At 48.2% G+C, this 13308-nt stretch carries 11 protein-coding genes and 1 other annotated feature; of the genes, 9 read left to right on the top strand and 2 right to left on the bottom strand.

The features are described from left to right. Nucleotides 1-3: 3 nt before the first annotated feature. Entirely contained in the window at nt 4-495 is a 492-nt protein-coding gene (locus ACWJJS_RS13915) for a hypothetical protein (RefSeq protein WP_094247686.1), read from the bottom strand. 194 nt (nt 496-689) lie between these two features. On the opposite strand from ACWJJS_RS13915, the gene hemA reads away from it, so the two are divergent. From hemA to ysxE, 8 genes are all read left to right on the top strand, one after another. Next, entirely contained in the window at nt 690-2057 is a 1368-nt protein-coding gene (gene hemA / locus ACWJJS_RS13910; RefSeq protein ID WP_003152628.1) for a glutamyl-tRNA reductase, read from the top strand. Nucleotides 2058-2064: 7 nt separating this feature from the next. After that, the gene (locus ACWJJS_RS13905) at nt 2065-2895 is read left to right on the top strand and encodes a cytochrome c biogenesis protein (RefSeq protein WP_003152629.1); all 831 of its coding nucleotides are present in this window, start codon (nt 2065-2067) and stop codon (nt 2893-2895) included. Between the two features lie 34 nt (nt 2896-2929). After that, nucleotides 2930-3871: a hydroxymethylbilane synthase gene (gene hemC / locus ACWJJS_RS13900; RefSeq protein ID WP_077722658.1), complete on the top strand. Its 942-nt coding sequence runs from the start codon at nt 2930-2932 to the stop codon at nt 3869-3871. Next, the gene (locus ACWJJS_RS13895; protein WP_077722657.1) at nt 3861-4643 is read left to right on the top strand and encodes a uroporphyrinogen-III synthase; all 783 of its coding nucleotides are present in this window, start codon (nt 3861-3863) and stop codon (nt 4641-4643) included. Before hemC ends, ACWJJS_RS13895 begins: the two co-directional genes overlap by 11 nt. 2 nt (nt 4644-4645) lie before the next feature. Then, complete coding sequence (gene hemB, locus ACWJJS_RS13890; RefSeq protein ID WP_003152632.1) at nt 4646-5620, top strand: porphobilinogen synthase; 975 nt, start codon at nt 4646-4648, stop codon at nt 5618-5620. A 28-nt stretch (nt 5621-5648) separates the two neighbouring features. Next, complete coding sequence (gene hemL, locus ACWJJS_RS13885) at nt 5649-6938, top strand: glutamate-1-semialdehyde 2,1-aminomutase (protein WP_077722655.1); 1290 nt, start codon at nt 5649-5651, stop codon at nt 6936-6938. A 132-nt stretch (nt 6939-7070) separates the two neighbouring features. Then, nucleotides 7071-8936 carry a LysM peptidoglycan-binding domain-containing protein gene (locus tag ACWJJS_RS13880; protein ID WP_454023652.1) on the top strand — a complete coding sequence of 622 codons (1866 nt, stop codon included), beginning with the start codon at nt 7071-7073 and terminating at the stop codon, nt 8934-8936. Between the two features lie 33 nt (nt 8937-8969). Continuing rightward, nucleotides 8970-9992 carry a spore coat protein YsxE gene (gene ysxE, locus ACWJJS_RS13875; protein ID WP_060674860.1) on the top strand — a complete coding sequence of 341 codons (1023 nt, stop codon included), beginning with the start codon at nt 8970-8972 and terminating at the stop codon, nt 9990-9992. 14 nt (nt 9993-10006) lie between these two features. Here the strand turns inward: ysxE and ACWJJS_RS13870 are convergent, their stop codons facing one another. After that, a complete protein-coding gene (locus tag ACWJJS_RS13870) occupies nt 10007-10198 on the bottom strand; it encodes a hypothetical protein (protein ID WP_003152639.1) in 192 nt (63 codons plus the stop codon). Between the two features lie 172 nt (nt 10199-10370). Continuing rightward, nucleotides 10371-10592: a binding site (T-box leader), on the top strand. Nucleotides 10593-10650: 58 nt separating this feature from the next. Here ACWJJS_RS13870 and ACWJJS_RS13865 point away from each other — a divergent pair. Then, nucleotides 10651-13293, top strand: a complete 2643-nt coding sequence (locus ACWJJS_RS13865) for a valine--tRNA ligase (protein WP_454023651.1) — start codon at nt 10651-10653, stop codon at nt 13291-13293. Nucleotides 13294-13308: the final 15 nt, after the last annotated feature.

Raw genomic sequence — 13308 nt, 5'->3', positions numbered from 1 at the left:
GTTTTATCGTATAGTTTTGTTCCGCTTGATAAACAATAATAAAAGGCTGATTCCGATGAAAACATACGGCCAGTATGTTTTGAAGTGTTCCGTCGGAATATGGACGGACTCCAGCCACGCCGTAATTTGTTTAAAGAAGTATAAAAAGAGGGAAAAACCAATCATGGCAGCCGCTTCGTATACATATTCTTTTCTGGCTGCCGCAAATAAGGAGAATCCGAAGACGAAGAGAATCATTTCAAAATCTCCCGGCCACCATGAGAGCTCAGGTTTGGCGAAAAAGTGTAAACCTATGCCGAAAAGAAGCATGCCGATCAGGACGTGAGGCCCGGCCGCTTCCCTTTTGCCCTGATACAAGAGCACGGCCCCCAAGAGCATAAGGAGCACCGGCCATTCCCCCTGATTCGCAAACAGGTGAACCTGTCCGCTCTGAAGCCATGCGAATAATGAAGCGGCTAGCAGAAGTCCCGGTAATAAAATTGATGTTTTTTTCATCCTGTCACCTACCCGCAGTAAAGGATTTTTAGTATGATGATTACAGTGGAAACGAGCTTTTTATACTATAGCATAACATTTTTGAAATCTGTTCACATTTTCCCGAAGAAACTATGTTATAATTATTATAAATAATAAATTCTATGTTAGAATGATTATAAATAAATTGCGATGTACGGGGGTGCATGAAAGCGATGCATATTCTTGTTGTGGGAGTAGATTATAAATCCGCCCCTATTGAAATACGCGAAAAAATAAGTTTTCAGCCGGATGAGCTTGCAGAAGCGATGCTCCGTTTAAAAGAAGAAAAAAGCGTTCTTGAAAACATTATCGTGTCAACCTGCAACCGCACCGAAATATATGCGGTGGTCGACCAGCTTCATACCGGCCGTTATTATATAAAGACATTTTTATCCGAATGGTTCTCGCTGCCGAAAGAAGAGCTGTCTCCGTTTCTGAAATTTTATGAGAGCGACGCGGCGATCGAGCATTTATTCCGTGTGGCGTGCGGTTTGGATTCCATGGTCATCGGAGAGACGCAAATACTCGGCCAGGTCCGCTCGAGCTTTAAAACGGCGCAGGCAGAAAAGACGATCGGCACCATTTTCAATGAGCTGTTTAAACAGGCGGTGACCGTCGGCAAACGCACGCATGCCGAAACCGATATCGGCGCCAATGCCGTTTCCGTCAGTTACGCCGCCGTTGAACTCGCGAAAAAAATCTTCGGCTCATTGTCAAATAAGCACATTTTGATTCTCGGTGCGGGAAAAATGGGCGAGCTCGCCGCAGAAAACCTGCACGGTCAGGGTATCGGCAAAGTAACGGTCATCAACAGAACGTTTTTGAAGGCAAAAGCGCTTGCTGACCGTTTCTCCGGAGAAGCGCGCAGCTTAAACCAGCTTGAACATGCACTCGCTGAAGCTGATATTTTAATCAGTTCGACAGGCGCAAGTGATTTCGTCGTGTCTAAAGAGATGATGGAGAGAGCGGGCAGACAGCGGAAAGGCCGTCCGTTATTTATGGTGGATATCGCTGTGCCGAGAGACCTCGATCCGGCGCTTAACGATCTTGAAGGTGTTTTTCTGTACGATATTGATGACCTTGAAGGAATCGTTGAAGCCAACTTACAAGAACGCCGCGAAACCGCTGAAAAAGTCGAGCTGTTTATTGAAGCGGCAATTGTTGAGTTTAAGCAGTGGCTTAATACGCTCGGCGTCGTGCCGGTCATTTCGGCGCTGCGTGAAAAGGCGCTGTCCATCCAGTCCGATACGATGCAGAGCATTGAGCGCAAGCTGCCTCATCTGACGGTGAGAGAGAAAAAACTTCTCAGCAAACATACGAAAAGCATCATTAACCAAATGCTGCGCGACCCGATTCTGAAAGCGAAAGAGCTTGCGGCTGAAGCGGATTCAGATGAAAAGCTGAAGCTGTTTATGCAGATTTTCGATATTGAGGAAGAGGCCGGCCGCCAGCTGGACAAAAGCCTGGATAACCGCCAGACGGTTCATTCGTTTCAAAAGGCAGAAGCAAAAACGGGCTTACGTCCGCTTGTAAGTGAGTGAGGGCTGTATGATTGATACAGCAATGGCAAGACTTAATGAAGCGACAATTGTTATTTATGCAGTAAGCGTCCTTTTTTACTTTATAGATTTTCTTCAACACAACCGGAAGGCTGGAAAAATAGCCTTCTGGTTGCTTTCTATTGTCTGGACTCTGCAAACCGTCTATCTTTCTTATTTCATGTGGCAGACGGGCAGATTTCCGGTCTTGAATATTACAGAGGCCCTTTACTTTTATGCGTGGGTGCTTGTCACGCTTTCACTTGTGGTCACGCAGATTCTGCGGGTTGATTTTATCGTGTTTTTCACGAATGTCATCGGTTTCTCGATGATTGCGATCCATACGTTTTCACCGACGGATCAGCATTCGGCCGCCTTTTCCGGTCAGCTGGTCTCAGAGCTTTTGGTCATTCATATTACAATGGCGATTCTGTCTTACGGCGCTTTTTCCCTTTCTTTTGTCTTTTCGCTTCTTTATCAGTTTCAATATTCTTTATTAAAGAAGAAAAAATGGGGAAAATGGCTGTTGAGAATTGAAGATTTGTCAAAACTTGATTATATGGCTTACGTTTTAAATGTCATCGGGGTTCCGATGCTGCTGTTGAGCCTGATATTAGGCGTGATCTGGGCGTATGTGTCGCTGGAAACGCTGTACTGGTTTGATTCAAAAGTGCTCGGCTCGTTTATTGTGCTGCTTTTATACAGCTACTATTTATATATCAGAATGATTAAGGAACTGCAGGGAAAAGTGGCGGCGTTATGGAATTCAGCATGTTTTCTCGTGCTGATGATTAATTACTTCCTGCTCGGAAGCCTGTCACAATTCCATTGGTTCAGTTAACGCACGCGCCCAAACAGATTCGGGAGGAAAGAAAATGAGAACGATTAAGGTAGGTTCCAGACGGAGCAAACTGGCTATGACCCAGACAAAATGGGTGATTAACAAACTGAAGGAATTGAATCCTTCCTATGACTTTGAAATCCGGGAGATTGTCACAAAAGGCGACCGCATCCTCGATGTTACACTGTCAAAAGTGGGCGGCAAAGGTTTGTTTGTCAAAGAGATTGAACAGGCGCTGCTGCATCAGGAGATTGATATGGCGGTTCACAGCATGAAAGACATGCCCGCCGTTTTGCCTGAAGGTCTTGTCATAGGCTGCATACCGAAACGTGAGGATCCGCGTGATGCGCTCATTTCAAAAGGGCATCAAAAGCTGGACGGCATAAAAGAAGGGGGCATCATCGGCACCAGCAGTTTAAGAAGAAGCGCCCAGATTCTTGCTGAACGCCCTGACCTTACAATTAAGTGGATCAGAGGCAATATCGATACGAGACTTCAAAAGCTTGAAACGGAAGATTACGATGCTATTATTTTAGCGGCTGCGGGGCTTTCGAGAATGGGCTGGAAAGATGATGTCGTATCTGAATTCCTCGAACCGGACCGCTGTCTGCCTGCGGTCGGCCAAGGCGCTCTTGCCATTGAATGCAGAGAGTCGGATGAAGAGCTTTTGAAGCTGTTTGCGCAATTTACCGATGAGTATACGCAGCGCACGGTGGCAGCCGAACGGGCTTTCTTACACGCGATGGAAGGCGGCTGCCAAGTGCCGATAGCCGGGTATGCGTCCGTCAATGACCGGGATGAGGTTGAATTGGTCGGTCTTGTCGCGTCTCCGGACGGAAAGACGATTTATAAAGAAACAGCGGCGGGACATGATCCGGAAGAAATCGGGAAACGCTGTGCGGCGATGATGTCTGAAAAAGGAGCCAAAGCACTAATCGACAGCGTGAAACAGGAGCTCGATCAGGATGGCAATTGACCTTCCTTTACAAGGAAAGACCGTGCTCGTCACCCGGAACAAAAGACAGGCAGCACCGTTCCGAAAAAAAGTGGAGGCGCTCGGCGGAACGGCTGTTTCCGCCTCTCTGATCGCTTTTCAGGAAGCGCTCCCGGATGAATGTGCGGACAGTCTGCGGGAAGACCTTTCTGAACCGGGCTGGCTTGTGTTTACAAGCGTAAACGGTGTCCGGTTCTTTTTTTCCTACCTTGATCAGCATGGCCTTGCGCTTTCGGGACGGAAAAAAATCGCAGCCGTCGGTGAAAAGACAGCGCGCGCCCTGAAAGAGCGGGGAGCCCGGACGGATGCGATGCCTGACGAGTATGTGGCGGAATGTCTGGCTGATACTTTAAAACGGCACGCATCAGCTGCCGAACCCATTTCAGTGATAAAGGGCAATTTATCACGCGATGTCATAAAAGCGGAGCTTGAGCCGCTTGGCTATCAAATAAGGGAATGGGTGTTATACAATACCATTCAGGATGAAAAAGGCATGGACGAGCTGAGACGGGCTGCATCCCGCTCTCATTTTGATTTTATTACGTTTACCAGCTCATCGGCGGTGCATACGTTTATGCACGCGGTCGGAGACGGAGAAAAAGCGTGGGAAAACAGCGGTGCGAGCTATATCAGCATCGGCCCTTTGACAGAGAAAGCGCTCTTGGAATACGGGATCTCATCCCATGTGCCTGACACCTATACGATTGAAGGCATGCTGGACGTCATGTGCAGCATGTCGGGAAAGGATAGATAATGATGAATCAAACATTTAACAGACACCGCCGTTTGCGCGCGAACGCTGCGATGAGAGATTTAGTAAAAGAAACACGTCTTCACCCTTCAGATTTTATTTACCCGTTATTTGTCGTTGAAGGACTCGAAGGAAAAAAAGAAGTTCCTTCCATGCCGGGGGTTTATCATGTATCACTCGATTTGTTAAAGGATGAAATGGCTGAGCTGATATCGCTCGGCATTAAGTCGGTCATCGTTTTCGGCGTGCCGGAAGAAAAAGACGCCTGCGGAACCCAGGCTTTTCACGATCATGGCATTGTGCAGAAAGGGATTGCTGAAATTAAAAAGCATTATCCTGAAATGATCGTCATCGCTGATACATGTCTTTGTGAATACACGGATCACGGCCATTGCGGGGTCGTGAAAGACGGAGTAATCCTCAATGACGAGTCGCTTGAGCTGCTGGCGCAGACAGCCGTCAGCCAGGCTAAAGCCGGCGCTGACATCATCGCTCCTTCAAATATGATGGACGGTTTTGTCACAGTGATCAGGGAAGCGCTCGACAAAGAAGGATTCACGAATATTCCGATCATGTCTTATGCCGTGAAATATTCAAGTGAATTCTACGGCCCGTTCCGCGACGCGGCTGACAGCACGCCGCAGTTCGGTGACCGAAAAACATATCAGATGGATCCGGCCAACCGCCTGGAAGCGCTACGTGAGGCTGAATCAGACGCGGCAGAAGGCGCTGACTTTTTAATCGTCAAACCGTCTATGTCATACTTAGATATTATGCGTGATGTGAAAAACCGCCATCACCTGCCGCTGGTCGCATATAATGTGAGCGGGGAGTATTCCATGGTGAAAGCGGCAGCCCAAAACGGCTGGATTAAAGAAAAAGAAATGGTGCTGGAAATTTTAACGGGCATGAAACGTGCAGGAGCCGATCTGATTATGACGTATCATGCAAAAGACGCAGCAAAATGGCTTGCTGAGTAACGATTTCATTTGACGGGAGCTGAGGCAGATGAGAAGCTATGAAAAATCAAAAGCCGCTTTTAAAGAAGCGCAGAAACTGATGCCGGGCGGAGTGAACAGCCCGGTGCGCGCGTTTAAATCAGTTGATATGGACCCGATCTTTATGCAGCGCGGAAAAGGATCGAAAATTTTTGATATTGACGGCAATGAATATATCGACTACGTCCTGAGCTGGGGGCCGCTCATTTTGGGTCACACGAACGACCGGGTCGTTGAAAGCCTGAAAAAAGTAGCCGAGAACGGGACAAGTTTCGGGGCATCCACTGAAGTGGAAAACGAACTGGCCAAATTGGTCATTGACCGTGTGCCGTCTGTTGAAATCGTGCGGATGGTCAGCTCCGGCACAGAGGCGACAATGAGCGCCCTGCGTCTGGCAAGAGGATATACCGGCCGCAACAAAATTTTGAAATTTGAAGGCTGTTACCACGGCCATGGTGATTCGCTGCTGATCAAAGCGGGATCCGGAGTGGCGACACTCGGCCTGCCGGACAGCCCGGGCGTGCCGGAAGGAATAGCGATGAATACGATTACCGTTCCATACAACGACTTGGAAAGCGTTGCACTCGCATTCCGGGAGTACGGTGAAGATATTGCCGGGGTCATTGTTGAACCGGTAGCGGGCAATATGGGCGTTGTTCCGCCGCAGGAAGGCTTTTTACAAGGACTTCGCGACATTACGGAACAGTATGGCGCGCTGCTCATTTTTGATGAGGTCATGACCGGTTTTCGCGTGGACTATAACTGTGCGCAAGGATATTTCGGCGTGACGCCTGATTTAACGTGTCTCGGCAAAGTCATCGGCGGCGGTCTTCCTGTCGGTGCGTATGGCGGCAAAGCCGAAATCATGGAACGAATCGCGCCGAGCGGTCCGATCTACCAGGCGGGAACATTGTCAGGAAATCCGCTTGCCATGACAGCGGGACTTGAGACGTTACAGCAGCTCACACCTGAATCTTACCAAGAATTTGTGAAAAAAGGCGATATGCTTGAAGAAGGCATTTCAAAAGCAGCTGCAGCACATGGCATTCCGCACACGTTTAACCGGGCAGGGTCAATGATCGGCTTCTTTTTCACCAATGAGCCTGTCATTAACTATGAAGCAGCCAAATCTTCTGATTTAAAGCTGTTCGCCAAGTATTATAAAGGGATGGCCGACGCAGGCGTATTTCTGCCGCCGTCTCAATTTGAAGGATTGTTTCTCTCCACTGCGCATACAATGGAGGATATTGAAAATACCATTCAAGCCGCTGAGAAAGTGTTCCAGGCGATCAGCCGCTGATACCGAAAAGCCGATGCAAGCAAGACTTGTATCGGCTTTTTTCAATGCCTCCATTATCATATTTTCCCGGATTGCGGCATACACCTTTAGTGACATCTAATTGTATGGATTAGATGAAAGGAGGATATGAACTTGCCGCATAATCACCGATTGCAATTTTCTGTTGAAGAATCAATCTGTTTCCAAAAAGGACAGGAAGTTTCTGAATTACTTTCGATTTCATTAGACCCTGACATCAGGGTGCAGGAAGTAAATGATTATGTCTCAATTAAAGGGTCATTAGAACTTACTGGCGAGTACAACATAGATCACAGCAGTCATTTTGAAAAGCTTAATAGTGAGCTGAGGCATGTAGAGGAAGTGAGGGCAAGGGAGGATGGCACGGCCGAGCTCATTCATTGTTTCCCGGTGGACATTACGATTCCGAAAAATAAAGTGAGCCACCTCAATGATGTTTTCGTATTTATTGATGCCTTTGATTATCAGCTGACGGATTCAAGGATCTTAACCATTCAAGCTGATTTGGCAATTGAAGGGCTGCTTGAGGAATCCGAGCCAAAAGAGCCGGAGATCCCTTTGTACGTGGCGCCTGAATTTGCCAGAGAAGAAATGATCAATCTTGCCGGACATCATTCAGAGGACGAAAATGAACCAGAATTAATGATACGCCATGAGCCTGAAATACCTTTGACTGTATCAGAAGAAGCAGCACAAGAAACAGAGAAAAACGAGGAAGAAATCCCGTCTTCACTCAGGCAGGAGGAAGAAGAACAGGAAGCAGCTCCGATTCTGAGGGAGCAGGAAGAAGAGCAGGAAGCAGCCCCGATTCTGAGGGAGCGGGAAGAAGAAGAGCAGGAAGCAGCCCCGATTCTGAGGGAGCAGGAAGAAGAGCAGGAAGCAGCCCCGATTCTGAGGGAGCAGGAAGAAGAGCAGGAAGCAGCTCCGATTCTGAGGGAGCGGGAAGAAGAAGAGCAGGAAGCAGCCCCGATTCTGAGGGAGCAGGAAGAAGAGCAGGAAGCAGCTCCGATTCTGAGGGAGCAGGAAGAAGAGCAGGAAGCAGCCCCGATTATGAGGGAGCGGGAAGAAGAGCAGGAAGCAGTCCCGATTCTGAGGGAGCAGGAAGAAGAGCAGGAAGCAGCCCCGATTATGAGGGAGCAAGAAGAGGTGCCGAAACCTGTTTCCTTTACTGAGCCTCCTCCTCCCGTTTCCTTCCAGCACGAAGAAGAGCCGGAAGAAGCTGAGGAGCCTGCAATCATGTCAGCCGTGAGGAATGAACCCGTATTTGAGGATGATTCAGCAGAAGCGCAGGAAGAGCCAAAAGATGATATCGAACCGGTTTTCCCTGCATTCACTCTGACTCCGCATGCAGAAAAAACAAAAATTGCGGAACAGCCCTTCCTTCAAAAAGAAGAACAGCCAGAGGCCGAGCCGCTTCTCCGTCAGAGCGATCATAAGGCGGCAGAAGACGAAGATGAGCCTGCGGTTTTTCAAGAAGAGCAGGCGCCCGTTTATCGTGAGTTCGTTCCGGAACGGCAGGAAGAGGAGTTTTACAGCGCTCCTAAGCTGCTTGAAGAAGAGGCTCATGATGAAGAAGGGTTTGAAATTGAGGTAAGGAAGATGGCGCCGCCGGAGGAGGAAACCGGGAAGCCTCTCGATTTGTCTTTTCAGTTTTCCAAACTGCCGCCGGAGGAGCCGGCGCAAGCGGAACAGCCTGAGCCGCTTAAGCCTGAAAGAAAGAATGAAGAAGCGGCACCGGGAACCGAGCAGAAGGAAAATGACAACTCTCATTACTTGACAAAATTATTTACAAGGGAAGAAGAAAAGTTTTCAAGAATGAAAATTTGTATCGTGCAGCAGCAAGATACAATCGACCGGGTGTGTGAACGATATGACATTACATCCCAGCAGCTCATCCGAACGAATGCTTTATCGTTTGATGACGAGCTTGAGGAAGGTCAGCTTCTGTATATACCTGAATATAATAACAGCCATGTGTAAGCACAAAGAGGCCGTAAAAATGTGGTGAATGGAATGGAAGCAGTCCAATCAGTGCTTCAGGAATACGGGCTGACGGCTGAGTACATTGAGCCTGTCAGCCCGCATGTTTGGAAGGTCTACTCAAACTACGGCATTTTTGCTTTGAAACAGCTCAAGCCGGCCCGCAGCAGTGAATTTACGGATCTTATGATTGAGATTGAGGAGAAAGGCTACCGATCATTTGTGCCGATCTGCCGCACGTATGCCGGCGATTTTTTTGCGGGAAGACAGACGGAGAATTCTTATTATTTAATGCCTTGGCTTCAGTACGATCAGGAAGAAGAACGGGACCAAAAACATGTTTACCTTTTTAAAGAGGTCGCGAAGCTCCATTCTGCGACTGTGCGGGACATCCAAATCCGGACTGAAGATATCAGCCGCTTTTATGAAGCAACGAAAAGAGATTGGGAAAATGATAAACTTGTCTATGAACAATTCGCCGACCGGGCGGAAAAAGAGTGGTACCTTTCACCTTTTGAACTGCAGGCTGTTACGTATCTTACAGAAACGGTTTCCGCCGTCAATTTTGCTCTCGAACGTCTGGAAGAATGGTTTGACGCGGCAAAGGATCATGACAAGACGAGAGCGGTGATCAACCACGGCAGTTTATCGAGCCGCCACTTTCTGTATAATGATGCGGGATCGGGCTTTTTCACGAATTTCGAGAAAGCTGCGCTGGGTCCTCCGCAAAATGACCTGCTCGGCTTTTACTCCAGAATGTTCAGAAGCTATCCGAAAGCATGTCCGGAATGCCTGGACTGGTTTTATACGTATCACAAATCATTCCCGCTCCGTGAAGCGGAAATCAGCCTGTTTCTCAGCTATATGGCTTATCCGTCCGCCATGTACAAAGTGCTGAAACGGTATCAGACCGGCCAAAGGGGCTCTGAAAAAGAAGAGTGCACGCAATTATTAAGAGCGTTTTGGCAGATGAAAAATGTTGAACCTTTTCTCATGAAGGTTCATCAGATTGAGCGGGAGAAAAAAATAAAAGCGGAAAACGAGTCCTCTTCATAACGGGACTCGTTTTTTTATATCCATTCCAAATGCAGGGCGCACGCTAAAAACAGCAGGATGGCAAGCAGCAGGACATCAAAAGTCGTCGGAAAGAAAATCGTCCTGATCCCCTGAAAGATCGTAATCGGGATAATGACTTGCACGGATACAAGGCGGACCTGTCTGGCCCACTGGGGGAGCGAATAAGAATTGAATTTTTTTCTCACGGGCAATTCCTCCTCACATTCGCCTTTCTATGTATCGTATGTAAGGGGAAGAGCGGGGTGCATGCCCATTTATGTATGACGGCAGCGGTTTTTGGAAAAGATGATTGACGAATCAAAAACACTTTTACTATAATAAAGAACATAATAAATAAGATCATGAGCTGATATAAATACACCTGCTTTGAACGGGAAGAGTACAAGAAAGACGCATGAAGAGAGAGAAGCTACTGTGCTGAAAGGCTTCTTATGCCGTCTCATTGGAAGGTCGCCCGGGAGCATAATTTCTTGAACATACAGTAGAGAAATTCGGGCCGCACCCGTTATCCGTTTAAGTGCATGAACAAATCTGTTCATGAAAAAAGGTGGTACCGCGAAAGAGCTTTTCGTCCTTTATCAGGATGAAGGCTCTTTTTTAGTTGCTCAGCCATTTCTAAACATGCTGGAGGGTTATCATGGATACAAACGAACAAACAATGCCGACAAAATATGATCCGTCTGCGATTGAAAAAGGCCGCTATGATTTTTGGCTGAAAGGAAAATATTTTGAAGCGGGCGGCGATCAAACGAAACAGCCGTATTCTGTCGTCATTCCGCCGCCGAACGTGACGGGCAGGCTGCACCTCGGACATGCGTGGGATACGACGCTGCAAGATATCGTTACACGTATGAAACGCATGCAGGGCTATGACGTGCTCTGGCTTCCGGGCATGGATCACGCCGGCATCGCCACTCAGGCAAAAGTCGAAGCGAAACTCCGCGAACAGGGCACAAGCCGTTATGACCTCGGCCGTGAAAAGTTTTTAGAAGAAACGTGGAAGTGGAAAGAAGAGTATGCTGATTTCATCCGCAGCCAATGGGCCAAGATGGGACTCGGACTCGATTATTCACGCGAACGTTTCACTCTTGATGAAGGGCTGAACAAAGCCGTGCGTGAAGTATTCGTCAAGTTGTACGAAAAAGGCTTGATTTACAGAGGCGAATATATCATCAACTGGGACCCTGCCACAAAAACGGCTTTATCCGATATTGAAGTGATTTACAAAGACGTACAGGGCGCGTTTTATCATTTGCGCTACCCGTTAGCAGACGGCTCAGGCTCAATTGAAATCGCGACCACCCGTCCGGAAACGATGCTTGGCGACACGGCTGTCGCGGTTCATCCTGAAGATGAGCGCTACAAGCACTTAATCGGCAAAACGGTGATTCTGCCGATTACAAACCGCGAAATTCCGATTGTCGGCGATGATTATGTTGATATGGAATTCGGATCAGGCGCCGTTAAAATTACGCCTGCCCATGACCCGAATGACTTTGAACTCGGAAACCGCCACAATTTAGAGCGGATTCTCGTCATGAATGAAGACGGAACAATGAATGAAAAAGCGCTGCAATATAACGGCATGGACCGGTTTGAATGCCGCAAAAAACTCGTCAAAGATCTTCAGGAATCCGGCGTTCTCTTTAAAATCGAAGACCATATGCATTCTGTCGGCCACAGTGAGAGAAGCGGCGCCGTTGTTGAGCCGTACCTGTCCACACAATGGTTTGTCAAAATGCAGCCGCTGGCTGATGCTGCGGTTGACCTTCAGGCAAAAGAAGAGAAGGTTCACTTCGTTCCTGACCGGTTCGAGAAAACGTACCTGCACTGGATGGAAAACATCCGTGATTGGTGTATTTCCCGTCAGCTGTGGTGGGGCCACCGCATCCCGGCTTGGTATCATAAAGAAACAAAAGAAGTGTACGTCGGCCTTGAGGCGCCTGAGGACAGCGAAAATTGGGAACAGGATTCAGACGTGCTTGATACATGGTTCAGCTCCGCGCTTTGGCCGTTTTCTACAATGGGCTGGCCTGATGAAAACGCTGAAGACTTTAAGCGGTATTACTCAACCGATGTTCTTGTAACGGGATATGACATCATTTTCTTCTGGGTATCCCGGATGATTTTCCAAGGTCTTGAGTTTACCGGCGAGCGTCCGTTCAAAGACGTGCTGATTCACGGCTTAATCCGTGACGAGCAGGGCAGAAAAATGAGTAAATCCCTTGGGAACGGCGTGGACCCGATGGATGTCATCGACAAGTACGGAGCGGATTCCCTGCGCTATTTCCTGGCAACCGGAAGTTCACCGGGACAGGATCTCCGTTTCAGCTATGAAAAAGTGGAATCCACATGGAATTTCGCAAATAAAATTTGGAACGCCTCCCGTTTTGCATTAATGAACATGGACGGCATGACGTATGACGAGCTTGATCTGTCCGGTGAAAAAACAGTTGCTGATAAGTGGATCCTGACAAGACTGAATGAAACGATAGAAGACGTAACACAGCTTGCGGATCGTTATGAATTCGGTGAAGTCGGACGCCACCTGTACAACTTTATCTGGGACGATGTGTGCGACTGGTATATCGAAATGGCGAAGCTTCCGCTGTACGGGGAAGATGAAGCGGCGAAGAAAACAACCCGGTCTGTTCTGGCATACGTGCTTGACCAGACGATGCGTCTTCTTCACCCGTTTATGCCATTTTTAACGGAAGAAATCTGGCAGCACCTTCCTCATGAAGGCGAGTCAATCACGATCAGCTCTTGGCCGGTTCCGGTGCCGGAACATACGGATAAAGAGGCAGCGGCGGATATGAAACTGCTCGTAGAATTAATCCGTTCTGTCCGCAATATCCGGAGCGAAGTCAACACGCCGATGAGCAAGCAGGTTGAACTTTACATTAAAACATCTACCGAAGACATTGCCGGCCGCCTTGAGAAGAACCGTTCTTACGTTGAACGCTTCACGAATCCGAGCACGCTGAAAATCGGGACGGATATCACTGCGGCAGACAAGGCGATGACAGCGGTCGTCACCGGAGCGGAAGTCATTCTGCCGCTTGAAGGGCTGATTAACATTGATGAGGAGATCGCCCGTCTGCAAAAAGAATTCGACAAGCTGACAAAAGAAGTCGAACGCGTTCAGAAAAAACTCGGCAACGAAGGATTCATTAAAAAAGCTCCTGAGCATGTCATTGAAGAAGAACGCGGAAAAGAGAAAGACTACACGGCAAAACGCGAAGCTGTCCGGCAGCGGATTGCAGAGCTGAAAGGCTGATAAAACAGCGGGGCG

This window comes from Bacillus sp. JK106, from assembly GCF_053663355.1.
This window is presented reverse-complemented; position numbering and strand designations above follow the sequence as displayed.